This is a genomic window from Anoxybacillus pushchinoensis (assembly GCF_900111795.1).
GTDB lineage: Bacteria > Bacillota > Bacilli > Bacillales > Anoxybacillaceae > Anoxybacillus > Anoxybacillus pushchinoensis.
The window spans coordinates 1-23,063 of the sequence record NZ_FOJQ01000033.1 but is presented as its reverse complement, the minus strand read 5'-3'; the positions used below and the strand labels follow the sequence as shown (position 1 = coordinate 23,063).

Here is a 23,063-nt window from a genome sequence, read left to right as displayed (position 1 = left end):
TTCACCTTCTCGTTTAGTTTTTCGCCATGCGGCGCACAATCGCTTTTACAAATCGCAAAAAGTCAGCTTTTACTTTTTCCGTCGTTTCGATCACTTCATCATGCGTAAGCGGCTGATCTAAAATGCCGGCCGCCATGTTAGAGATGCAAGAAATACCGAGCACTTCCATCCCAGCATGGCGCGCAACAATGACTTCAGGCACAGTAGACATTCCGACCGCATCGCCACCCATGATGCGGATCATGCGAATTTCAGCTGGTGTTTCATAGGCTGGACCCGTATTGGCAACATACACTCCTTCACGCACGCGTAAGCCAATCTCGTTCGCAACATCTTTTGCCAGCTGGCGAAGTCGTTTACTATACGCTTCGGTCATATCTGGGAAGCGTACGCCAAGCGACGAATCGTTTGGACCGATGAGCGGATTGCCACCCATGTTGTTAATATGATCTGAAATAATCATTAAATCGCCCGGTTCGAACGACTCATTTACCCCACCTGCCGCGTTCGTAACAACGAGCTGTTCGACGCCGAGTGCCTTCATGACACGGACCGGAAACGTCACCTTATCAAAGCTGTACCCTTCGTAGTAGTGGAAACGCCCTTGCATGACGACAACCGTTGCGCCTTCTAACTGACCGTATACGAGTTGGCCTGCATGTCCTTCGACTGTCGATACAGGGAAATTAGGAATGTCACTGTAAGGAATTTTGATTGCTTGTTCGATCTCGTCTGCTAACACACCTAAACCGGAGCCAAGAATTAAGCCGATTTGTGGTGGATTCGGAAACTTTTCTTTTAAAAATTGTGCCGCTTGTTCAATTGCTGCTCGATTCATATGTTCACGCTCCTTATTTTAAATCACGTAAAAAGCTTGTTCCATGTGCTGGCATCGCCACGCCAAAGTTTTCGGCAATCGTTGCACCGACATCTGCGAACGTCTCGCGAAGCGGAAGTTGTTTTCCACCATCCATGCTCGGGCTATAAACGAGGAGAGGGACGTATTCACGCGTATGATCTGTTCCATGATGTACAGGATCATTGCCGTGGTCAGCTGTAATAATTAATAAATCATCATCTTTTAAACGCTCAAACACTTCAGGTAAACGGGCATCAAATTGTTCTAACGCATCCCCATATCCTTTCGGGTCGCGGCGATGTCCATATAGCGCATCAAAATCAACGAGATTAAGGAAGCTTAGCCCTGTAAAATCCATTTGTAACGTATCGACTAATTTGTCCATTCCATCCATGTTTGATTTTGTGCGCAACGTCTGAGTTACACCTTCATTGTCATAAATATCAGCAATTTTACCGATGGCAATCACGTCGTAACCTGCATCTTTCAGCTCGTTCATGACAGTTCGCCCAAACGGCTTTAACGCATAATCATGACGATTCGCTGTTCGTTGGAAATTGCCCGGTGTGCCGATGAATGGACGCGCGATCACGCGACCAACCATATATTTTTCATCAAGCGTCAATTCTCGCGCAATTTTGCAAATGCGATATAGCTCTTCTAGCGGAATGACTTCTTCATGTGCTGCAATTTGTAAAACGGAATCAGCGGACGTATATACGATCAACGCGCCTGTTTCCATATGTTCTGGACCAAGCTCATCAATGATCGCTGTTCCACTCGCCGGTTTATTTCCGATCACTTTTCTTCCCGTCCGTTTTTCCAACTCTTCAATTAATTCTTGTGGAAATCCGTCTGGGAACACTTGAAATGGCGTATCAATACGAAGCCCCATGAGCTCCCAATGTCCTGTCATCGTATCCTTTCCTGCGGACGCTTCTTGCATTTTCGTGTAATAAGCAAGCGGCTTTTCCGCTTTTGGAATACCTTCAATCTCGCGAATGTTACTTAAACCTAGTTTCGCCATATTCGGCATGTTTAAGCCCCCACGATGTTGTGCGATATGTCCGAGCGTATCTGCCCCTTTGTCGTTATATTTTTCAGCATCTGGTGCCTCGCCAATCCCGACCGAGTCCATTACGATTAAAAATACACGTTTAAATGTAGGCTTCACGATTGTACCTCCTCAGTTGCTTCATTCGCTTCATAGCATGTCCACTATAAAGCAAACTCACGCGTCGTTCGAATTTGTCAGAAGTCTGACAACTAAATTATAAAACGTTTTCATAATGAATTGCAATAAAAAAACTGTGACAAATCATCGTCACAGTTTTATGCGCGTGGATGAAACTGCTTGTACACATCTTTTAAGCGCGTTTTCGTTACATGCGTATAAATTTGCGTTGTCGAAATATCAGCATGGCCAAGCATTTCTTGTACCGCACGCAAGTCCGCTCCATTTTCTAGTAAATGCGTAGCAAACGAATGACGTAGCGTATGGGGGGTTAACGGTTTTTGAATGTTCGCTTCACGAGCAAGTCGCTTTAAAATTTTCCAGCACCCTTGTCTCGTTAGCCGCTCACCATGGTGGTTTAAAAACAATGCGTCCGTCGTCCTTCTTTTTTTACTCAACAGCTTCGGACGTCCCTTTTCCATATACTGTTTTAATGCTTCTGTCGCCATTTTTCCGATCGGAACAATTCGCTCTTTCCGCCCTTTTCCGTAACAGCGAATGAACCCCATCGTTAAATGAACGTCGGATACGTCTAATTGAATGAGTTCGCTCACACGAATGCCTGTCGCGTATAACAATTCCAACATCGCTTTATCCCGAATGCTAAACGGGGTGTTTTGCTTCGGTGCATCCAATAGCGATTCGACTTCTGCCATCGATAGCACGTTCGGTAATGTTCTCGGCAACTGAGGTGTCTCAATGTGAACAGTCGGATCTTGGTCAGCCACTTTTTCACGTAACAAAAATTGATGGAAAGAGCGCACAGACGCAAGATGGCGTGCAATCGTTTTTGGCGAACTTCCTTTTTCTTTTAGAAACTTTAAAAATTGCATAATATGAAAACGAGTTATATCGTTCCAACTGCTTTGTTGTTCAACTTGTTGTAAATATTGAACGTATTTTTTTAAATCCCGCTCATACGACACGATCGTGTTATGAGCTAAATTTCGTTCTACAATTAAATAGTGAATAAAATCTTTTACTTGGTCTTCCACACTCATCCTACTCCCCGTTTTGATAGAAAAACAATAGCCGATCAAGCCAATGTGTTTCTTGTCGTTCAGTCGTCGACACTTTTACAGCCGACCCCATAGGCTCATCGTAACGACGATAATAGTTGTATTCTTCGCTCATCCATACAATACTATAATAAAATAAAATCGTACATCCCGTAAATAAAAGAAACACTTTTAACACATCGACGATTCTTTTCATCGCATACCTCCGCTAACTGTCATATAGTAAGAGGATATGCCCGTTTCATCGCATTTTATACATAAATGAAAAAACCTTTTCATAGACGAAAAGGTTTTACTATGCCTCATGCTTATCTTGGCAACGATGGCAAATACCGTGAAACGTTAGACGATGGTCTTTAATTTTAAAATTCCAATCACGCTCTACAATGGCTTCAACATCTTCTAATAAATCTTCTTGAATTTCATCAACCGCGCCACATTCAATGCACACTAAATGGTGATGAAAATGCGCCGCACCTTCTTTGCGAAGATCGTAGCGGGAAACGCCATCCCCGAAGTTAATTTTATCGACAATTTTTAACTCTGTTAATAACTCCAACGTGCGATATACGGTAGCTAGACCAATTTCAGGCGCTTTTTCTTTCACGAGGAGGTAAACATCTTCCGCGCTTAAATGATCTTCTTCATGTTCAAGCAACACACGCACCGTCGCTTCACGTTGCGGCGTTAATTTATAACTGGCTGCATGCAGTTGTTTTTTTATTCGGTCAAGCCGACTTTCCATTTCCTTTCCCTCCCTCGTTACTCATTCTCATTATAACAAAAGAAAGGAACGTGTCAAAATAAAATGATTATAAATTGATAAATAAAATGATTATTAAATAATAATTATTTTTCTATCCATTGCACAACTTCTTTCATGAGCAACGGGGATACATATGCCTCAAGAGAAGAAGCTAACGCTAAAGCGATACTAAACGATAACATAACAAACGTATAGCGAAGCATCGCACGAAAAATTGGTTCATGTGTTCGCTTCACAAATTGGTGACGAATCATTTTTAAAGAAAATGAAATGGATACAGCCGCCATCATAATAAAAATAGGAACGAGAATGATATTTTGTGGAACGACAGATACGAAAGCCAATAAAAATCCGTGCCATCCCATTTGATTGACTAAAAAGCCGACGGTAAACCCGATGACAAGCCCTTTTAAAAACAATAAAATTAAAATGAGTGGCAAGCCGACGAGCGACATCGCCAAAATCCACATTAACCCGATATATTTTACGTTTTGTAAAAAGCTTTCTTTCCACGCATCATGCGCACTCGCCATATTGCCCGCGGAAACTTGTCCAAAAAAATTCGTTAAGTAATAGTATAAATCTTCTTTTTGATTAAAGCTTAAGCTATTGACGACGATGGCACCAAAAATAATGCCCATAATAAAAAGAACGACGGTAAATACATATGTCGTATAATGTTCTTGTACGTGTTGCCCCCACAAATTTATCCACGATCGCTTTCTCATCGCTCCATCCCCCTACATGTCCTGTTAATCTCATTGTATGGGACAATGGAGAGCGATATGACAAAAAGCGATCACGCAGACCGCTTTTACATATACAATTGCCAGTATAACAGAGCGTAAATCGTTTTTGCATCGTAAATTTGCTTTTCTTTCACCATGTTTAATGCTTCTTCTAACGTGACCTCGAGCACATCAACAAACTCGTCATCATCAAGCATTTGCTTTTCGCTTTTTTTCGTTAGTCCTTTAGCAAGAAATATATGTACTAGTTCATCTGCAAATCCTGGAGAAGTGTAAAAAGAGTGGAGCGGCTCCATCGTTTCACATACATACCCCGTCTCTTCTTCTAATTCACGCCTTGCTGTTTCAAGCGGCGCTTCTCCTTTTTCTAGCTTCCCTGCTGGAATTTCAACAAGCACTCGTTCTAACGCTTTTCGGTATTGGCGCACGAGCACCATTTTATTTTCTTTTGTGATCGCTATAACCGCAACCGCTCCAGGATGTTTCACAATTTCGCGCTTGCTCGTTTCCCCATTTGGCAACAACACATCTTCCACATACATATCAATCACTTTTCCAGAAAAAATACGCTGTTGATTCATTGTTTTTTCATATAAATGATCCATTGTTTCACCACCATATTCATCATCTCATATCGATTGTACTACATGCTTAAAGACAAATGGTAAACTTATTCGTTATAATTTAATGAAAAAGAGGGGTGAATAGCATGAAAAAACGGAAACTCGGACATTCGAACTTATATGTAAGTGAAATTGGCTTCGGTTGCATGTCGCTTGGAACTTCGGAGGGCGAAGCGATTCGCATCATTCATGAAGCGATGGATAAAGGTGTCAACTACTTTGATACAGCCGATTTATATGATCGCGGGTTGAATGAAGAAATTGTTGGAAAAGCGTTAAAAGGAAAGCGACATGATGTCGTCATTGCGACGAAAGTAGGGAATCGTTGGACAGAACAAGGAAACCGTTGGACGTGGGATCCGTCAAAAGCATACATTAAAGAAGCGGTGAAACATAGCTTGCAACGGTTACAAACCGATTATATTGATGTATACCAATTACACGGCGGAACGATCGATGATCCGATCGATGAGACAATTGAGGCGTTTGAGGAGTTGCAACAAGAAGGTGTTATTCGTTATTACGGTATCTCCTCTATGCGTCCGAACGTCATTCGTGAATACGTCAAACGATCGCGCATCGTTTCTGTTATGATGCCGTATAGTTTACTCGATCGCCGCGCTGAAGAATGGTTTCCACTTTTAAAACAACATCACATTAGCGTCATTGCACGGGGACCGCTTGCTAAAGGATTATTAACTGAACGTCCCATTGAGCGAGCAAGCGATGGAACGAAACAAAACGGCTATGTCGATTATTCGTTTGCTGAATTAGTTACACTTATTCCAAAACTAAAAGCCGTTGCACCAAATGAAACGCTAACGGCGATTGCCCTTCGCTTTTGTTTAGCTCATGATGCGGTTGCAACAGTCATTCCAGGTGCAAGCCGATTAACACAGCTCATCGAAAACGTCGCTGCCCAATCGGTGACGTTAAGCGATGAACAAATAGCTATATTGAAAACACTAACGAAACAAACGATTTTTACTGCTCATCGATAACCGAGGTTCGAACCTCGGTTATTTAAATTTTCGCCAATCTAAATCACTTTCTTCTAACCACTCCGCAAACGTTTTGTTTTTTTCACGTTTGCGCGCCTCCTCTTTCCGCTTTGCCTCCTCTTCTTCTTTTCGTTTTTGTTCTTCTTCTAGTAGTTCCTTTTGTTTTAACTGCTCAATCAGTTGCTCATTTAATCGATCTTTTAGCTTGAACTACCACTAGGCTAAAGCCATAGTGGATTCCTACGAACACCGAAAGTTTTTTCGGTTATTTAGTAGGCGATCCCCACAGTTCCTGCGGTTAAGAAGCCTAATCGCTTCGTTTTTAATATTGATACTTGCGTTGATATCTCGGTCGTGATGGGTATGACACTTTGGACAATCCCACTCACGTAACCCAAGATTTTTAACGTCTTTGTTTTGATAGCCACAACATGAACAAAGCTGACTAGACGGAAAGTTTTTTGCTACGGTGACAACTTGTTTTCCGTACCATCTAGCTTTGTATTCCAGCATTGTTCTAAATCGTGACCATGATACTTCGCTAATGGCTTTTGCAAGGTTATGATTTTTTAGCATATTAGCTACCGACAAATCTTCCATCCCGATGATGTCGTGGTTTTTGACAATCTCGGTGGAAATTTTGTGTAAGTAATCATTTCTAGCGTTTGCGATTTTTTCATGAATACGAGCGACTTTAATTCGTTGCTTATTCCAATTCGAGCCACCTTTTTTTCGTCTGGAAAGAATACGTTGTGCTTTTGCTAGTTGTTCTTCCAGCTTACGAAACCATTTCGGGTTTTCGTACTTTGTTCCATCTGAAAGAATAGCAAATTCCTTCAAACCGACATCAATACCAACTGCCGAGTTAGTTTTAGGCAATTCTTGTACTTCTGTTTCAACAAGAATGGAAACAAAATATTTTCCGCTTGGATTTCGTCTAATCGTAGCAGACAAGATACGCCCCTCTACTTCTCTTGATTTTGCAAAACGAACAAGGCCAAGTTTAGGTAGCTTGATGTGTTGATCTAGCACAGCAATATTCCCATTTGTATGCTTTGTCGTGTAAGATTGAACAGGATTCTTTTTAGACTTGAAACGCGGCTTGTCATTTTGCTTTTTAAAAAAGCGATCGTACGCATCATCCAGACGCTTGAGTGAAGATTGAAGCGCAATGCTATCCACTTCTTTTAACCAAGTGAATTCTTTCTTTAATTGCGTCAATTGAGAAGAACAAGCGTCGTAAGTTAGTCCCTTGCCCGTTTTCTTGTAAGCATCCTCCCATTTTGCTAAAAAATAGTTGAATACAAATCGACTACAACCAAAAGTTTTAGCAATCAGGATTTCTTGTTCTTTGTTTGGATAGATGCGAAATTTGTATGCTTTGTTGACCAGCATTGACTTCACCTCCTTTATGTATATGTTTATTATACATCTAGTCATCTAGTGTATTATAGTTTTGCAGGTGCAGTTTATGAACTGATCCGTAAAGGCTTGAAAAAGCAATGAAATACATCCATACATTGAAACACAAGGCGACTAGGGCTTACATCCCCTAGCCTGAAGGCGTAGGGGGTTTTACGCCCATCACCCGTAAAGAGGTGAAGCTTCATGACAAAACATAAAAGCCAAAAAGGAAAACCGACAGCTGATACCGTCCGTCCTATCATAGCAAAAGAGGAGTTGGAAAAAGCCATTCACCCGACAAAACGGCAAAACTCCCCGCAATAAGCAAGAGGGCATCTCGCCCTCTTTATAAAATATCAGTAATACTTGGCATATGTTGTTCAATCCAAGCAAGCGCCTCATCTAACTGAACGAACGATTGTGTTTCAAATGTCATTTCATCTTGCAGCAACCAGACGTCGCGCTCATCATTTGAAAATCCCGCAACAGACCAATGAAGCAAGCTATATGGGTGGTTATTGTACAAAAACGACACCCACGTTTTTTCCTTTACTATTTTCCGAAGACGATTTACTTGATCGTTCACAACTATCACTCTTTCTCTCATCATTTGCACGTACGCCTTTATTTTAACTCAATATAGTGAAACAAGAAAAGAGATCTCGAAAAAGAGACCTCTTTCCGTTTTATTGCTGTTTCGGCATGCGACGACGATAAACGACGTAACTGCGGCTCAAATAACGAAACGGCATGCTAAATATGTGAACTAATCGTGTAAACGGCCAAACGATAAAAATACATAAAGCTGAAACGATATGAATTTTAAACCAAATCGGTACGCTTTCCATATACGTCGGATCGGCACGGAACGTTAAAACGGTACGAAACCATGGACTGATCGTTGTACGATAATCAAATCCATTAGCATTCACATTCAGCGATGTAGAAGCGAAGCCCGTCAACATGACAATCGCTAATAAAATTAAAACGAGCCAATCCGCTTTACTGGTTGTTAAACGAATGCGCTTGATCGTTAAGCGCCGTTGAATCAAAATGGCTAAACCGATAATAGCAACAATTCCTGCAGGGAGACCAAATGCAATCGCCATCGTATGGTACATATGCTCAGAAACGCCTATCGCATCATAAAACGCTTTCGGAATAAGAATGCCCATCACATGACCGATGAAAATGAAAATGATCCCCCAATGAAACAAAATGCTTCCGAGCCGCAACGATCGTTTTTCAAGAAATTCGCTCGATTTTGTCGTCCACCCGAACTGATCGTGCTGATAACGATAAATATGTCCTCCGATAAAGATGGTTAAAACGATGTAAGGGAAGTATCCCCAAAGAAATTGTTCGAGCATTACGACACGCTCCCTTCTGCCAGTTTACGCACACCCATTTCTTCAAGTGCCATGAGCAGTACATCAAATAAAATGGCGTAGTAACTTTCAGCCGCAATTAATTGCTCACGAATATGAGAAATATGATTAAAATATTTTTGCATGAGCGGTTGGACATACGCACGCTCTGCTTGAGATGCGAATTCAAGCATGAGCGGTAAATAGTCTGGCAATTCCTGCTCTGTTACGTCAAACCCTGCTGATTTGTATAATTGCTTCAATTGTAACAGCTCAATTCCTCGCTCTCTCTGTTCCCCTGTACTCATATATGTGACATATAAATTTGTTTTTTTGCCAAAATCAAACGTATACACATACGTTTCAATCCACGTCATTTCATCCGTTTGTTTCACATAGTCAATAAATTTTTGTATGTTTTGAACGATTGGACGATGCGGAATATGTTGACTAAACGTCGCACAATCATCTAGTTGTTTCCGCCATTGCCGATCTGGGTACGATAACAAATACGAAACGATTTCAAACACCGTTTGTACGTGAGCATAATCCATTTACATCCTCTCCCTTATGACGAAATCGTGCCACACGAACCTGGTCCGCCCATGAAAGATAATCCACATGTACCTTGCTCCGCATATAATTCAGCAACTTGTTCGCGATGCGATGCTGGAATAACAAAGCGGTCGTTGTATTTTGCAATCGCCAATAAGCGATACATTTCTTCGATATCTTTCCCGGTTAGTCCTAACGATTGAACCATCTGTTCATTCGGTTGTTTATTCGTTTGAAGCGCACGCATGTATAAACGCATCGCAGCCATTTTTTTCAGCACTGTACGAATATGTGCTTGGTCGCCAGCTGTTAATAAGTTAGCTAAATATTCAATTGGAATGCGCATATCATCAATTGCTGGGAAAATGTCGTATTCACTTGCTCGACTTCCTTTTCCTTCAATCATATTTGTAATTGGACTTAATGGAGGAATGTACCATACCATCGGCAATGTTCGATATTCAGGATGTAGCGGTAAAGCAATTTTCCAATCCACGATCATTTTATAAATAGGTGATTGCTGCGCCGCTTCAATCCACGCTTGCGGAATGCCTTCTTCTTTTGCCTTTGCAATCACTTCTGGATCATGCGGATCTAAGAAAATCGATAACTGCGCCTCATATAAGTCTTTTTCGTTCGTGACGCTTGCCGCTTCTTTTACCCGATCAGCATCATATAACATCACGCCGAGATAGCGTATGCGACCAACACACGTTTCTGAACAAATCGTTGGTAATCCCGCCTCCAAACGTGGAAAACATAGTGTACATTTTTCTGCTTTGCTTGTTTGCCAGTTAAAATACACTTTTTTGTACGGACAGCTCGATACACAATATCGCCAAGCACGACAAGCATTCTGGTCAACAAGGACAATACCGTCCTCCTCACGTTTATACATCGCGCCAGATGGACAACTAGATACGCATGGAGGATTTATGCAATGCTCACATAGGCGCGGCAAATACATCATAAATACTTGTTCAAACTCAGCTTGAATCGACTGTTCCATTTTCACTACGTTTGGATCTTCTAACGCTGTAGCGTGGGCACCAGCTAAATCGTCTTCCCAGTTTGGTCCCCATTTGAGCTCCATAAATTCACCAGTTAATGCTGATTTTGGCCGCGCAACTGGCTGATGTTTTTTTTCAGGGCTATTTGTTAGCGTCTCGTAATCGTAATTCCACGGCTCATAATAATCATCAATCGTCGGTAAGTTAGGGTTATAAAATAAGTTGAGTAACCGATTTACTTTCGAGCCAGATTTCAATTGTAGTTCACCGTTTTTTAGCTCCCAACCACCTTTATATTTTTCTTGATCTTCCCATTTCTTTGGATATCCGATGCCAGGTTTCGTTTCTACGTTGTTAAAATACATATATTCGGCACCTGGACGATTCGTCCAGGTGTTTTTGCATGTAACGCTGCACGTATGGCAGCCAATGCATTTATCTAAGTTCATAACCATACCAATTTGCGCTTTAATCTTCAAGCCAATCGACCTCCTTCAACTTGCGGATAATGACGTTCAAGTCGCGTTGGTTTCCTGTCGGTCCATAATAGTTAAATCCGTAACTTAATTGTGCATAGCCACCAATCATATGCGTCGGTTTGACATGAATACGCGTCGGGCTATTATGCGTACCGCCACGGTTGTTCGTTAACTTTGATCCTGGTACGTTAATGTGGCGATCTTGTGCGTGATGCATGAATGCAATTCCTCTAGGAAGACGGTGAGAAACGACCGCACGCGCAACAACAACACCGTTTCGGTTGAAACATTCAATCCAATCGTTATCTTGAATACCTGCTTCCTCGGCATCTTCTTTGCTTAACCAAATCGTTGGTCCACCACGGAACAACGTTAACATCGGTTGCGAATCAAAATACATGCTATGGATGGACCATTTATTATGCGGTGTTAAATAATTGAGCGTAATTTCTTTTCCCTCAACATCTGGGCGATTTTTTTGGAACGGTTTATGTTGCAAAATTGGTTTAAACGTTGCCATCGTTTCACCGAACTCTTGCATTAGTTCATGATCAACGTAAAAGGATTGACGCCCTGTTAATGTCCGCCAAGGAATGAGGCGCTCGACATTCGTTGTAAACGGTGAATAGCGACGTCCACCTTTTTCCGATCCGCTAAATGCTGGCGACGTAATAACTGTTTTTGGTTGTGCTGTAATTTGTTCAAATGTAAAACATTCTTCTTCCCGCTCTGCCGCTAAATCTTTTAGCTGTAAACTCGTTTTCTTTTCAAGGGATTCCCAAGCTTTCACCGCAACATGACCATTTGTTGTCGATGAAAGTGTTAAGATGGCTTCAGCTACTTTTTTTGCATCACTTATATCTGGACAACCTTTCGCGACCGAGGAATGTTGCACCGTTCCTAACACGCGTTTTAACTTTTCGTATTCTTCTTCTACTGACCATGTCATCCCTTTTACACCGAAAGGCGCTTTTACGACATTCGGACCGAGCGCTGTCATTTTTTCAAATATTTTTGTATAATCGCGCTCAACGACATGAATTTGTGGCATCGTTTTTCCTGGAATTGGTTCACATTCCCCTTTACTCCAGTCTTTAATTTTTCCGAACGGTTGTGCTAACTCTTGTGGCGTATCGTGAAGGATCGGCGTTGCCACAACCTCTTTTACCGGTGTCATCCCTATTTCTTCCGCTACTTGTGACACCGCCTTCGCAAGCGATTTGAAAATTTCCCAGTCTGAACGTGCTTCCCATGGTGCAGCAATCGCTGGATTAAACGGATGTATAAATGGATGCATATCTGTACTGCTCAAATCATGTTTTTCGTACCAAGTAGCCGCCGGCAATACGATATCCGAATATAATGCCGTTCCAGCCATCCGGAAATCTAAGTTAATTAATAAATCTAATTTTCCTTCCGGAGCTTCATCGCGCCATTGAACTTCTTCCGGACGCAAGCTATCTTTGTCGTCGTTCATTAAACCGTGGGTTGTTCCAAGCAAGTGCTTTAAGAAATATTCATGTCCTTTTCCGGAACTTGAAATTAAGTTCGCACGCCATACAATTAAGTTTCTCGGGAAGTTTTTCTCGTTATCTGGATCTTCAATCGCAAAGCGCAACTTCTTCTCTTTCAATTGCTGAGCGATGTATTTTCCGATTTCCTCCGGCGTTTTCGCTCCAGAAGCAACCGCTTCATTGTAAAGATCGATTCCGTTTTTCTCAAATGTCGGATAAGACGGAAGCCAACCCAATCGTGCCGCAAGGACGTTATAATCGGCATAATGTTGGTAACGCGCCTCTTTAACAAGCGGTGAGACGAGTTGCCCAACCGGCGTATCCTCATACCGCCATTGATCCGTTGCAAAATAATAAAATGATGTGCCGTTTTGCAGTTTTGGTGGAGCCTGCCAATCTCGTGCCATCGCAATCGTTTGCCAACCTTCTACCGGACGCAATTTTTCTTGACCAACATAATGCGCCCAACCACCCCCGTTTACTCCTTGTGCACCAACGAATAAAACGAGGTTTAAGACAGCACGATAAATCGTATCTGAGTTAAACCAATGGTTAATCCCTGCGCCAACGATAATCATTGAGCGACCTTTTGTATCGATTGCATTTTGAGCGAACTCGCGCGCAATTTGAATAACGAGATCGCGTTTCACACCTGTGATGTTTTCTTGCCATGCTGGCGTAAACGGAATAAGGTCATCGTATGTTTTCGCTACTTCACCACCGATCCCACGATCAACCCCATAGTTAGCAAGCACTAAATCATATACGGTCGTAACGTATAATTCTTCATGCTCCGTTTGTACGCGTTTTACAGGCACAGCACGTTTTAAAATTTTGTTTCCATCATGAGAAAAATACGGAATTTGTATAGTTACAACCTTGTCTTCTATGCCTAACATCGTCAGTCGCGGCTCGATCGCTTCCTCTGTTTCTTCGTCTACCATGTTTAAGTTCCATTTTCCTTTGTTTTCCCAGCGTGAACCAATTGTTCCATTCGGAATCGCAAAATCATTTGTTCGTTCATTCCAAAGCGCTGGTTTCCATTCCCCATTTGTCGTGTTCCGTCCAATATCAGACGCGTGTAGGAAACGATCAGCAACAAATTGCCCATCTTCTTTCTTTTTCAACGTAACTAAAAATGGAAAATCTGTGTATGTTTTCGCGTAGTTTGTAAAGTATTGTACTTGTCTATCTACATAAAACTCTTTTAAAATAACGTGCCCCATCGCCATCGCTAAAGCGCCGTCTGTTCCTTGTTTAACGCTCAACCATTCATCCGCGAGCTTCGTCGATTCAGCAAAGTCTGGACTAATCGAGACGACTTTTGTTCCTTTGTATCGAACTTCTGCTAAAAAGTGAGCGTCTGGAGTACGCGTCATTGGAACGTTTGATCCCCATGTCATAATGTAACCAGCGTTATACCAGTCGCTACTTTCTGGAACGTCCGTTTGATCTCCCCAAATTTGTGGTGAAGCTGGTGGCAAGTCAGCGTACCAATCATAAAAGCTTAAAATCGGTCCACCCATCAATGACATAAAGCGTGCACCTGCTGCATGGCTAACCATCGACATTGCGGGAATTGGAGAAAAACCAACGTTTCGATCTGGACCATATTTCATGACTGTATAAAGTAAAGAGGTGGCAACAAGTTTTAATACTTCATCCCACTCCGCACGAACAAATCCACCTTTTCCACGCGCCTGCTTATAACGCTTTGCTTTCTCCGGGTTTTCAACGATGCTTTTCCAAGCATCAATCGGATTTTTATGTTGCTGCAATGCTTCACGCCACATATTTAACAACACGCCACGAACGTACGGGTACTTCACGCGAAGCGGGCTATAAATATACCAAGAAAAACTTGCCCCACGCGGACAGCCCCGCGGTTCAAAATCGGGCATATCCGGTCCTGTTGTTGGATAGTCGAGTTTTTGACCTTCCCATGTGACGATACCGTCTTTCACATAAATATCCCAACTACATGAACCTGTACAGTTTACGCCATGTGTTGAGCGTACGACCTTGTCATGTTGCCATCTTCTACGATATATTTGCTCCCAATCGCGATCTTGATATGTGACTTCACTATGCGCATCTGCATGGCGTTCAATCGGTTTCACGTAGTTCAATCGTTTGAACAACGGTGACTTCTTTTTCACATCGCTCACTCCTCTTCGTATGAAATCCTTCTATCTCCACTATAAACGGGAACATCACAAATAAATGTGAGGTACCTCACACATTTTTTAATTGTCACAAATATGTCGAAATATTAGAAAAGCGCCCCCATCCCATTAAGTGAAGATGGGAAAAACTGAAAAAGACTAATCCGTCATGGATTAGCCTTCGATCTCATTTATTCTTTTTGCTAATTGTTCTTTTTCTTCGACTGATAATAACTTTTCAGCCATTGGAAAAAGCACTTGTTCTTCTTTCGTAAAGTGATCGGTTAAAATCATATAGGCGTTGATTACGTAAGAAGCTAGTTGCTTTGCTTCTTTTTCGCAAATCGTTTCAGTTTTTTGTAAAAATGTCGCAATATTTTTTTTCGCTTCTTGATGTTCGTACTCCATGACTGCAATCGGACCGAATTGTTTTCCAATGTAACGTTCCATCATCGGAAATAATATATCTTCTTCCCGACGTGAATGCGGATCAAGCTGTTGCAAAAATTGCTGTACTTTTTCACGTAAACGAATAAGTGCTTGAACAACATCTTCCTCTTTACCATCGTAAATGCCTTTCGCTGCAACAAAAAGAGCATATTTTTCTTCATTTAATGGACCGTGTTCGTCTTTTAATCGTTGCAATGGCGGACATAATGAAACGGGTTCATGCCCAATGAGACTGCAAGGTGAAAAATCCATCGTCATCCCTCTTTTCTTCATGTGCTTACACATTTATTGTATAGAAGGAAAACGATTTTTCGTGTGATGCACGTCACACCTTTTGTCTAAAAAATGAATGTTTATTGACTATTCAATGTTGCAATATGAAGTTGGACATCCTTCACAGTTAATCTGCTTTTTTAAATAGTCTAAGCTATGAATAATAATTTTTCTTCCTTTGAAGGAAATGATTCCTTTACTTTTTAACGTATTTAATTCCCGATTGACGCTCTCACGCGATGTCGAACTAAAATTCGCTAAATCTTGGTGAGTAATCGGAACATCTAACAAAATACCATCGCTCGTTTGCACGCCATAACTATTGGCCATGCGGATAAGAGTAGAGTAAAGCGCCCCTTTTTTTCCATACAATACGAGATCGCGAAATTTCGTATGTTGTTTTCGAAAATGATCGGTCATCATTTTCAAAAACTCGACAGCAAACTCCGAATTGGCAAGCAACTCTTTTTCAATATCTTCGTTTTTAATGGCAAGCACTTCGCTATCTTCTAACGCCCGTCCGTTGAATAGATATCTTCCATTATCTGAAAAAATCATCAACTCGCCAATGACAGCACTCGGACCACATAACCGTAAACATAACTCTTTTCCATCGCCGGAAAATTTACTAATTTGAAATTTACCAGATAAGACAACGAAAAAATTTTCACCTATTTGCCCCTCTTGAAACAAAAACATACCTTTTTTCACTTTTATGGTTTTATACGCTAACTTTTTTAGTTGTTCAAAATTTTTTTTGCTAATAAACTGAGACATACGTATGCCTCCATTTTAAGAAAAGTATTTTTGATATAACGAACGAGCAAATGTAGCGTCTTTTGTACCATGTACAAGCATGCGACCGTCAGCAAATAAAACGACACGATGCCCTTCTAATTGAGTTATCAACAAATATTCATTTCCTTGTACGTGTTGACCGCTCGCTCTCATTTGCTCCATCATTTTAGTTATATGAAATGGGTGCACATGGCGAATCTGTACTGTATCTCGTCCACATAAGACGGACATTTTCGCCTTTTCGCTTTGCAAAGCTGGATATGTGCGATTGCTCCCACAAGACGGACAATGTTCGGTTTTTAATTGATCCACTCGTAAAAATCGATGTTCGTTTCGCCAAACGTCAAACATAACGAGCGAACGTCGGACCGCTGCAACATCCCCAACTAATATTTTTAACGCTTCCGCTGTTTGATAAGAGGCGACCATTTGTACAGCAGGAGAGACAATACCAATATTATCACAAGTGAAGTGATAAGAAGGCAAATGATTGATGAAACAACGAAAACACGCCGTTTGCTCTGGTATGATTGTAAACGAAAGGCCGTAGCTCCCGACACAAGCACCGTATATCCATGGAATGCGATATTTTTGTGATAAATCATTTAATAAAAAGCGCGTTTCGAAATTATCTGTTCCATCAATTATGATGTCAATCTGTTGCTCAAACAGAGAAGCAAATGATTCATCTTGTACGTCCATAACGAGCGCTTCCACATGGACGTCACGATTTACAGAAGAAAGACGACGTTTAGCAGCAATCGCCTTTGGCCACCCTTTTTCAGCATCTTCTTCACTATATAACGTTTGCCGCTGTAAATTCGTCCAATCGACATAATCGCGATCAACGATTGTCAGTCGCCCGACGCCTGCACGCACTAACATATCTGCATTCGCCGAACCGAGCGCTCCTGCCCCAACAACGAGAACATGTTTATGTCGAATCGTTTGTTGTCCTTCTTCACCAATTGGCGAAAATAATATTTGTCGCGAATATCGCTCCATTACAATCCCTCTTATCTTTTAAAAGTTCCGCTCTTTCCACCCGTTTTTTCCACTACGTACGTTGGACCAATGACAATTCCTTTATCAATAGCTTTACACATGTCATAAATTGTTAGCGCACAAACGGAAGCAGCTGTTAATGCTTCCATTTCTACCCCCGTACTTCCCTTTGTTTTAACAAATGCTTCAATTTGCAACTCATAGTTTGCTTCTTTCATTTGCCAAGTAAACGAAATGTCGACCCCTGTTAAAGAGAGAGGATGACACATCGGAATTAAGTCAGCCGTGCGTTTTGCCGCCATAATGCCTGCCACTTGGGCAACGGCGAGTACGTCTCCTTTTTTGACTTCTGAACGTGCAATTTTTTCATACACTTCTTTCGAAACGATGACACGAGATACCGCTCGAGCCGTTCGCATCGTTTCCTCCTTCTCAGAAATGTCAACCATTTTTGCCCGACCTTGTTCGTTAAAATGCGTAAACGTTCCCATGTTATCATCCTCCACTAACCGGTGGAATTAATGCAACAACATCACCGGCATAGATCATATGATCATCTGTTGCAAATTGTTCGTTAACTGCAATGAGAAGCGATGAAACGATTGGCAAATGGTATTCGTGCTGAAGTCGCTCACGAAGCTGTCGAACACTCATTTGTTGCTCGCTTAACACAATTTCTTCTTTACCAACCATTTCTTTTATATGCGCAAATAATAATATGCGGATCATTCTTCTTCCCCCTCTGGTGCCCCTTGATCATAGCGAACAGTTTCTTTTTGATTACCAATCCACATTTCTCCATCTTCCCAATGTTCTTTTTTCCAAATGGGGACTATCTCTTTGACTCGTTCAATGGCATAGCGATTCGCTTCATATGCATCTGCGCGATGAGGAGTGGAAACAGCAATCGCTACTGCAATATCGGTAACATCAAGCCGTCCAATACGATGTACAATAGCTACTTTGGCTTGCGGGAAACGGGCAACAATCTCTTCTCCAATTCGTCGCAGCTGTTTTTGCGCCATCGATTCATACGCTTCGTATTGTAAATATACTGTCTTTTTTCCATTTGTTAATTCCCTTACTGTTCCAAGAAACGTTACAATCGCACCTGCATTGCGGTCCATGACTGATTCAATTACACTTGCCACATGAATAGGATCACGAACGATCGCGAACATGCTGTTCCTCCTTAACATAAGAAATGATATGATCTATATATACTTGCTCATCTTCAATGAAAAAAGAACCATCCATCCGTTGCCAGCTTATTGACATGAGCACGTTTTCTAAATGCAGCAAAGGTTCATCTTCCCGACTACGCAAACAAACGATTTTCGGATAGGATGCATGTTTAAACCCTTCAATAAGCAATACATCAAGCGGGAATGTTTTATAGAGAGAAATTAACTCATTGAGCGTCCAATTTCCTTTTGCGTGAAGAAAAAATATACCGTCTCCTTCAACTGCACATATAGCCGCACCAGCCTGTGCATGACGTGTTGTGTCTTTTTCTTTCGGCAACGTCACTTTTCCTTCGTGACCGTGGTGTTTTAATGTTCCGACACGATATCCGATTTCACATAACCGTTGAATCACCTTTTCAATAAGCGTCGTTTTTCCGCTATTTTGATAACCAACAACTTGTAAAATAATCATCGCCAAATATCATCCCCCTCATCCTCGAATAAAAGCACATCGACGCGATCCCCTGCTTGAAACCCGCGCGTCCCTCCTGGCAAGACGAGCAGGGCGTTCGCCTGGACAAGCGACGAAACAATATTTGATTTATCTTTTCCTACGGGTTCGACGTATAGCAATCCATCGTGATGCGATGCTCTCGCCCGGACAAAACGGGTGAACGGGTTTGGTTTTAAAAAGTCTTTTTGCAACACCGCTTGCTCTCTTTTTAAATATCGCCTGGACTGTCCTAACATCGCTTTTATAAATGGACGGGCGAACAGTTCAAACCCGACATAGCACGCAGATGGGTTTCCGGATAGACCAAACAACATTTTGTTTTCAAATACCGCTGCAGATGTGACGCTCCCTGGGCGCATCGCTACTTTATTGAACAACAGCTTAGCACCAAGATGTTCATACACTTGCGGAATATAGTCAAAATCACCAACAGATACGCCTCCTGTTGTAATAACAACATCTGCTTCCCGCAACGCTTTTTGCACAACTTGTAACGTATGTTCAAATGTGTCGGGCACTTTGCCAAATAAAATGGGTTCTCCACCTATGCGCCGAACTTGCGCTTGCAACATGTAAGCATTGCTGTTTCGAATTTTCCCTTTTTCAAGCGGTTCATAAACTTGAAGAAGCTCGCTTCCTGTTGAAATAATGGCGACTCTCGGTTTCTTCATTACAGGTACCCGATCGTATCCGAACGTGGCTAAAACCGCTACAATCCCCGGGTGAATTACCGTCCCTTTTTCAACAACAACTTCCCCTTGCTTCATATCCTCCCCAATACGTACAATATTTTCACCTTCACTCACTTTCCTTTTTATCTCTACAAAACGTTTCCCCTCTTTGTCAATTTCTTTCGTCAATTCAACCATGATCACAGCGTTCGCTCCATTCGGAATGGCTGCGCCCGTCATAATTTTTACTGCTTGCTTTGGCGTCAGTAGGCCATCCCAAACCGTTCCGGCGCCAACTGTACCAACGACTTCTAATAATACAGGGTGACTAGATGATGCTTCCGCTGTCGCCTCAGCTGAGAGAGCATAACCATCGTATGGTGAGCGATCAAACCAAGGAATCGGCATTGTCGCTTCAATATGCTGAGCTAAAATACGCCCATCACATTGTTCTAGCGAAACGTACTCTTCTTCCACTTGTTGACACCATGTCATTATTCGTTCAATTGCTTCGGCAACCGAAATTGGCTTACGCATATTCGTCCATCCCTTCTTAAGCCGTAATATTCTATCTTTACTATATCACTTTTGCTTACAAAATCGTGTGATGTACGTCACAAAAATAAAAGTGCTGTGACGAAATTCACATTTTTTTATAAATGTTGATAAAAAAAGAGGCGTATTGCCTCTAGCCAATCCATTTGTAATATTGTTCTTTTGTATTAATATTCATAAACGGCTGCTCTTCTTTCATTTCTATATGCTTCACTCGGCAAGAAGAAAGAAATGTGTACATGCGATACTCCCCTTGCTGAAGGCAATCGTACATGAGCGATTTCACACGATGATGATATATCGCAACAAGCGGTTGAGGTCGCCTATTTACATATGGGACAATAGCATCAAATGCATCGTCTGCTTGCTGCTTTAACGAAGTTACAATCGTTTTGTGAATAAATGGGATATCACACGGCAATACGATATACCACGTCGCCTCATAATGCTTCATCGCTGAATAAATCCCGGCTAACGGTCCTTTTCCTTTATGTTGCGAAACGTCCTCTATCCATTGCACATCTTTCAGTTGAAGCTGTTTTTGAATATGCGGTTGAGCAACAACAACAACTTGATCAACTATCGAACGTAACGCCTCCACGCTATAAAAAAGGAAAGGTTTCCCACAACGCAATGCGAGCGCCTTTGGTTCCCCAAATCGTTTCGACTGTCCCCCTGCCAAAACGATCCCGATCGTTTTCATTGGCGACGAAGCTCCCAAACAAGATGACGAATTTCTGGTAAAATTAACTTTTCCATCGCCAAGCGCACCGCATTTGTCGATCCGGGCATACAAAAAACCATCATGTTGTTCATCGAGCCAGCAAGCGCCCGACTTAACATCGCTGCACTACCAATTTGTTCGTAACTTAAAAAACGAAACAGTTCACCGAATCCAACCATTTCTTTCTCAAGTAACGGTTGAATCGCTTCAATTGTCACATCGCGCTTTGTAAATCCCGTTCCTCCATTGATTAAAATCACATCGACTTGTTCCGTTATTTGGATCGCTTTCCGAATGGCAAATACGTCATCTTTGACAATTTCATATGCAGCAACGATGATATCTGCTTGCTGTAATTGTTCGTGAATGATTTGTCCACTCTTATCCGTTTCATACGTACGAGTATCTGAAACAGTAACAATTTTACAACGAACGGGAAGCGTCGCTTGCTTTTTATGATCATAAACACCCATGTCGTTAACCTCCAATATATGACATTTCGATTCGTTTTCCGTTCCACGCCGTTTGTTTCCCACGCTCCTCTGAATAGCGATCGGCTCGTTTTCGCCAAACATGTTCAATACATGTAAGGAGTTGTTCATCGCTCGCTCCAGCGCGCATCATGCTTAATAAATCTGTTCCGTTTATCGCGAATAAACATGTATACAGCTTTCCATCAGCGGATAGTCGGCCCCGTGTACAATCGGAACAAAAAGCGGCAGAAACCGAGGAAATAAAACCGACTTCCACATCTGTTCCTACGTAACGATAACGTTTAGCTACTTCACCGACATGGGCAGGAGCAACAGGCTCAAGCGGCATATGTTCAGAAATCATGTCATAAATTTGTTTACTCGTCACAACATCGTCTAACTTCCATCCATTCAAGGAGCCAACATCCATAAATTCGATGAAACGGAGCGTTATACCTTTCTTTTTAAAAAAGTAAGCCATCGGTAAAATTTCACTATCGTTCAATCCCTTTTTTACAACCATATTGACTTTCACCGTAAGCCCTTCGGCAAGCGCCGTGTCAATCCCTTCTAAAATATGGGTAGAACAAACACCGACACCATTCATTTTCATAAAAATGCGATCATCGAGTGCATCTAAGCTAACATTCACACGCTTCATACCCGCATCTTTTAATTTTTTTGCATACTTTTTTAAAAAAAACCCATTTGTCGTTAACGCTACATCTTGAACACCTTCAATATTTGTCAACATCGCCACAAGTACATCAATATTTTTACGCAATAACGGCTCGCCACCCGTTAAGCGAATTTTCCTTACTCCTAGTTGTACGAATAGCCGGGCTAAACGCTCCATTTCTTCAAATGTCATCAGTTGTTCCCGCTTCATAAAACAATACTGTTTTCCCTCTATATCCGGCATGCAATACGTGCAACGAAAGTTACACCGATCCGTTACCGACATGCGTAAGTCTAATAATGGACGTCCATATACATCATATACCATCGTCAATCCCTCATTTCATTTACCGAGGTTCTATGTCCATGTTACTAAATTTGTGAACAAACAAATGTGACGTACGTCACACAAACATATATGTTCATATAAAATTCGTAAATTTTTATATGCTTCCATAGGACCTTAATCCTCTTAAAGACACTTCAGTTGCAATCCATAAAGTCCGACTTCTACTTTACTCTACTTCTTCACTGTAGGTTTGCACTTAATTTTCTGTGAAAATAACGTATCCATGAGCGGTTATTTTCATGCGTGGATGGTGAGCAAAACTCGCTCATGGATGGTAACTATTCAGCCGCATCATAAAGTGAGCTGAATATTTTTTGCTTTCCCTGTCTATGATGTGAATATTGATAGACAAGGAGGTGAATCACATGTTGACGGTACAACAAGCTGTATTTACAGTTGAGGGCTTAATCGGCAAAGTCCAACAACAAAAACAGCTCATTCATCAACTCGTTCAAGAAAATGAACATTTGCGTCAAGAAAACAAACAGCTACGCAAAGAAAATGAACAACTCAAGTATCGCGTTCAAGAGCTGGAAGCACGCACGAAAAAAAAAACAGCTCCAATAGCCATTTGCCCCCATCTTCTGACCGTTTTGAGAAAAAGCGTTCCTCCCGCGAGCCGTCTGGCAAAAAGCCTGGTG

25 protein-coding genes and 2 pseudogenes are annotated in these 23,063 nt (G+C 41.7%); 2 read left to right on the top strand and 25 right to left on the bottom strand.

Features of this window, described 5'->3' with window-relative positions:
- Positions 1-13: 13 nt before the first annotated feature.
- From BM213_RS09705 to BM213_RS09675, 7 genes are all read right to left on the bottom strand, one after another.
- The gene (locus BM213_RS09705; protein ID WP_091703521.1) at positions 14-838 is read right to left on the bottom strand and encodes a purine-nucleoside phosphorylase; all 825 of its coding nucleotides are present in this window, start codon (positions 836-838) and stop codon (positions 14-16) included.
- A gap of 13 nt (positions 839-851) precedes the next feature.
- The gene (deoB, locus tag BM213_RS09700) at positions 852-2,033 is read right to left on the bottom strand and encodes a phosphopentomutase (protein ID WP_091703519.1); all 1,182 of its coding nucleotides are present in this window, start codon (positions 2,031-2,033) and stop codon (positions 852-854) included.
- Between the two features lie 158 nt (positions 2,034-2,191).
- Complete coding sequence (gene xerD, locus BM213_RS09695; protein WP_091703543.1) at positions 2,192-3,088, bottom strand: site-specific tyrosine recombinase XerD; 897 nt, start codon at positions 3,086-3,088, stop codon at positions 2,192-2,194.
- Positions 3,089-3,095: 7 nt separating this feature from the next.
- Positions 3,096-3,308 carry a YqzK family protein gene (locus tag BM213_RS09690; RefSeq protein WP_003394345.1) on the bottom strand — a complete coding sequence of 71 codons (213 nt, stop codon included), beginning with the start codon at positions 3,306-3,308 and terminating at the stop codon, positions 3,096-3,098.
- A gap of 99 nt (positions 3,309-3,407) precedes the next feature.
- The gene (fur, locus tag BM213_RS09685) at positions 3,408-3,857 is read right to left on the bottom strand and encodes a ferric iron uptake transcriptional regulator (protein ID WP_091703516.1); all 450 of its coding nucleotides are present in this window, start codon (positions 3,855-3,857) and stop codon (positions 3,408-3,410) included.
- A gap of 104 nt (positions 3,858-3,961) precedes the next feature.
- Complete coding sequence (spoIIM, locus tag BM213_RS09680; protein ID WP_091703513.1) at positions 3,962-4,606, bottom strand: stage II sporulation protein M; 645 nt, start codon at positions 4,604-4,606, stop codon at positions 3,962-3,964.
- Between the two features lie 86 nt (positions 4,607-4,692).
- Entirely contained in the window at positions 4,693-5,232 is a 540-nt protein-coding gene (locus tag BM213_RS09675) for an NUDIX hydrolase (protein ID WP_091703510.1), read from the bottom strand.
- Between the two features lie 104 nt (positions 5,233-5,336).
- Here BM213_RS09675 and BM213_RS09670 point away from each other — a divergent pair, with 104 nt between their 5' ends.
- Positions 5,337-6,251: an aldo/keto reductase gene (locus BM213_RS09670; protein ID WP_091703507.1), complete on the top strand. Its 915-nt coding sequence runs from the start codon at positions 5,337-5,339 to the stop codon at positions 6,249-6,251.
- A gap of 18 nt (positions 6,252-6,269) precedes the next feature.
- Here the strand turns inward: BM213_RS09670 and BM213_RS09665 are convergent.
- From BM213_RS09665 to moaA, 18 genes and pseudogenes are all read right to left on the bottom strand, one after another.
- Positions 6,270-6,461: pseudogene (locus tag BM213_RS09665) on the bottom strand (DUF3886 domain-containing protein); the annotation flags it as partial.
- A gap of 30 nt (positions 6,462-6,491) precedes the next feature.
- Positions 6,492-7,646, bottom strand: a complete 1,155-nt coding sequence (tnpB, locus tag BM213_RS09660; protein WP_091703504.1) for an IS200/IS605 family element RNA-guided endonuclease TnpB — start codon at positions 7,644-7,646, stop codon at positions 6,492-6,494.
- A 355-nt stretch (positions 7,647-8,001) separates the two neighbouring features.
- Positions 8,002-8,241: a DUF2552 family protein gene (locus tag BM213_RS09655; RefSeq protein WP_004889687.1), complete on the bottom strand. Its 240-nt coding sequence runs from the start codon at positions 8,239-8,241 to the stop codon at positions 8,002-8,004.
- 100 nt (positions 8,242-8,341) lie between these two features.
- Positions 8,342-9,025, bottom strand: a complete 684-nt coding sequence (narI, locus tag BM213_RS09650; RefSeq protein WP_091703502.1) for a respiratory nitrate reductase subunit gamma — start codon at positions 9,023-9,025, stop codon at positions 8,342-8,344.
- Entirely contained in the window at positions 9,025-9,576 is a 552-nt protein-coding gene (gene narJ, locus BM213_RS09645) for a nitrate reductase molybdenum cofactor assembly chaperone (RefSeq protein WP_091703499.1), read from the bottom strand. The genes narI and narJ overlap by 1 nt, the downstream gene beginning before the upstream one ends.
- A 14-nt stretch (positions 9,577-9,590) precedes the next feature.
- Positions 9,591-11,066, bottom strand: a complete 1,476-nt coding sequence (gene narH / locus BM213_RS09640) for a nitrate reductase subunit beta (protein ID WP_091703497.1) — start codon at positions 11,064-11,066, stop codon at positions 9,591-9,593.
- Positions 11,056-14,739 carry a nitrate reductase subunit alpha gene (locus BM213_RS09635; RefSeq protein WP_091703494.1) on the bottom strand — a complete coding sequence of 1,228 codons (3,684 nt, stop codon included), beginning with the start codon at positions 14,737-14,739 and terminating at the stop codon, positions 11,056-11,058. Before BM213_RS09635 ends, narH begins: the two co-directional genes overlap by 11 nt.
- Before the next feature lie 180 nt (positions 14,740-14,919).
- Positions 14,920-15,447, bottom strand: coding sequence for a hemerythrin domain-containing protein (locus tag BM213_RS09630; protein ID WP_091703492.1), 528 nt, complete (start codon positions 15,445-15,447; stop codon positions 14,920-14,922).
- A gap of 108 nt (positions 15,448-15,555) precedes the next feature.
- Entirely contained in the window at positions 15,556-16,245 is a 690-nt protein-coding gene (locus BM213_RS09625; RefSeq protein WP_091703489.1) for a Crp/Fnr family transcriptional regulator, read from the bottom strand.
- 15 nt (positions 16,246-16,260) lie between these two features.
- Complete coding sequence (locus tag BM213_RS09620; protein ID WP_091703487.1) at positions 16,261-17,271, bottom strand: ThiF family adenylyltransferase; 1,011 nt, start codon at positions 17,269-17,271, stop codon at positions 16,261-16,263.
- 11 nt (positions 17,272-17,282) lie between these two features.
- Complete coding sequence (gene moaC / locus BM213_RS09615; RefSeq protein ID WP_003394312.1) at positions 17,283-17,762, bottom strand: cyclic pyranopterin monophosphate synthase MoaC; 480 nt, start codon at positions 17,760-17,762, stop codon at positions 17,283-17,285.
- 4 nt (positions 17,763-17,766) lie between these two features.
- On the bottom strand, positions 17,767-18,000 hold the full coding sequence (moaD, locus tag BM213_RS09610; protein WP_091703484.1) for a molybdopterin converting factor subunit 1: 234 nt from the start codon (positions 17,998-18,000) through the stop codon (positions 17,767-17,769).
- The gene (locus tag BM213_RS09605) at positions 17,997-18,452 is read right to left on the bottom strand and encodes a molybdenum cofactor biosynthesis protein MoaE (protein WP_091703481.1); all 456 of its coding nucleotides are present in this window, start codon (positions 18,450-18,452) and stop codon (positions 17,997-17,999) included. The genes moaD and BM213_RS09605 overlap by 4 nt, the downstream gene beginning before the upstream one ends.
- Complete coding sequence (gene mobB, locus BM213_RS09600; protein ID WP_091703478.1) at positions 18,433-18,936, bottom strand: molybdopterin-guanine dinucleotide biosynthesis protein B; 504 nt, start codon at positions 18,934-18,936, stop codon at positions 18,433-18,435. The genes BM213_RS09605 and mobB overlap by 20 nt, the downstream gene beginning before the upstream one ends.
- A complete protein-coding gene (locus BM213_RS09595; protein WP_091703476.1) occupies positions 18,927-20,180 on the bottom strand; it encodes a molybdopterin molybdotransferase MoeA in 1,254 nt (417 codons plus the stop codon). Before BM213_RS09595 ends, mobB begins: the two co-directional genes overlap by 10 nt.
- Before the next feature lie 151 nt (positions 20,181-20,331).
- Positions 20,332-20,901: a molybdenum cofactor guanylyltransferase gene (locus BM213_RS09590; protein ID WP_091703474.1), complete on the bottom strand. Its 570-nt coding sequence runs from the start codon at positions 20,899-20,901 to the stop codon at positions 20,332-20,334.
- Positions 20,898-21,395 (bottom strand): MogA/MoaB family molybdenum cofactor biosynthesis protein, encoded by a 498-nt coding sequence (locus BM213_RS09585; protein WP_091703472.1) that lies wholly within the window; start codon positions 21,393-21,395, stop codon positions 20,898-20,900. The genes BM213_RS09590 and BM213_RS09585 overlap by 4 nt, the downstream gene beginning before the upstream one ends.
- A gap of 4 nt (positions 21,396-21,399) precedes the next feature.
- Positions 21,400-22,401 carry a GTP 3',8-cyclase MoaA gene (gene moaA / locus BM213_RS09580; protein WP_091703469.1) on the bottom strand — a complete coding sequence of 334 codons (1,002 nt, stop codon included), beginning with the start codon at positions 22,399-22,401 and terminating at the stop codon, positions 21,400-21,402.
- Positions 22,402-22,787: 386 nt separating this feature from the next.
- On the opposite strand from moaA, the pseudogene BM213_RS09575 reads away from it, so the two are divergent.
- Positions 22,788-23,063 (top strand): annotated as a pseudogene (locus BM213_RS09575) (DUF6444 domain-containing protein); the annotation flags it as partial.

What these genes read in the sequence shown, in the direction of transcription:
- BM213_RS09670 (WP_091703507.1), top strand. Translation starts at nt 5,337, where the DNA reads ATGAAAAAACGGAAACTCGGACATTCGAACTTATATGTAAGTGAAATT.
- BM213_RS09595 (WP_091703476.1), bottom strand. Translation starts at nt 20,180, where the DNA reads ATGCGTAAGCCAATTTCGGTTGCCGAAGCAATTGAACGAATAATGACA.
- BM213_RS09630 (WP_091703492.1), bottom strand. Translation starts at nt 15,447, where the DNA reads ATGGATTTTTCACCTTGCAGTCTCATTGGGCATGAACCCGTTTCATTA.
- narJ (WP_091703499.1), bottom strand. Translation starts at nt 9,576, where the DNA reads ATGGATTATGCTCACGTACAAACGGTGTTTGAAATCGTTTCGTATTTG.
- moaD (WP_091703484.1), bottom strand. Translation starts at nt 18,000, where the DNA reads ATGATCCGCATATTATTATTTGCGCATATAAAAGAAATGGTTGGTAAA.
- BM213_RS09605 (WP_091703481.1), bottom strand. Translation starts at nt 18,452, where the DNA reads ATGTTCGCGATCGTTCGTGATCCTATTCATGTGGCAAGTGTAATTGAA.
- BM213_RS09585 (WP_091703472.1), bottom strand. Translation starts at nt 21,395, where the DNA reads ATGGGTGTTTATGATCATAAAAAGCAAGCGACGCTTCCCGTTCGTTGT.
- fur (WP_091703516.1), bottom strand. Translation starts at nt 3,857, where the DNA reads ATGGAAAGTCGGCTTGACCGAATAAAAAAACAACTGCATGCAGCCAGT.
- BM213_RS09690 (WP_003394345.1), bottom strand. Translation starts at nt 3,308, where the DNA reads ATGAAAAGAATCGTCGATGTGTTAAAAGTGTTTCTTTTATTTACGGGA.
- spoIIM (WP_091703513.1), bottom strand. Translation starts at nt 4,606, where the DNA reads ATGAGAAAGCGATCGTGGATAAATTTGTGGGGGCAACACGTACAAGAA.
- narI (WP_091703502.1), bottom strand. Translation starts at nt 9,025, where the DNA reads ATGCTCGAACAATTTCTTTGGGGATACTTCCCTTACATCGTTTTAACC.
- BM213_RS09620 (WP_091703487.1), bottom strand. Translation starts at nt 17,271, where the DNA reads ATGGAGCGATATTCGCGACAAATATTATTTTCGCCAATTGGTGAAGAA.
- BM213_RS09675 (WP_091703510.1), bottom strand. Translation starts at nt 5,232, where the DNA reads ATGGATCATTTATATGAAAAAACAATGAATCAACAGCGTATTTTTTCT.
- tnpB (WP_091703504.1), bottom strand. Translation starts at nt 7,646, where the DNA reads ATGCTGGTCAACAAAGCATACAAATTTCGCATCTATCCAAACAAAGAA.
- moaA (WP_091703469.1), bottom strand. Translation starts at nt 22,401, where the DNA reads ATGGTATATGATGTATATGGACGTCCATTATTAGACTTACGCATGTCG.
- BM213_RS09625 (WP_091703489.1), bottom strand. Translation starts at nt 16,245, where the DNA reads ATGTCTCAGTTTATTAGCAAAAAAAATTTTGAACAACTAAAAAAGTTA.
- moaC (WP_003394312.1), bottom strand. Translation starts at nt 17,762, where the DNA reads ATGGGAACGTTTACGCATTTTAACGAACAAGGTCGGGCAAAAATGGTT.
- BM213_RS09590 (WP_091703474.1), bottom strand. Translation starts at nt 20,901, where the DNA reads ATGAAAACGATCGGGATCGTTTTGGCAGGGGGACAGTCGAAACGATTT.
- BM213_RS09705 (WP_091703521.1), bottom strand. Translation starts at nt 838, where the DNA reads ATGAATCGAGCAGCAATTGAACAAGCGGCACAATTTTTAAAAGAAAAG.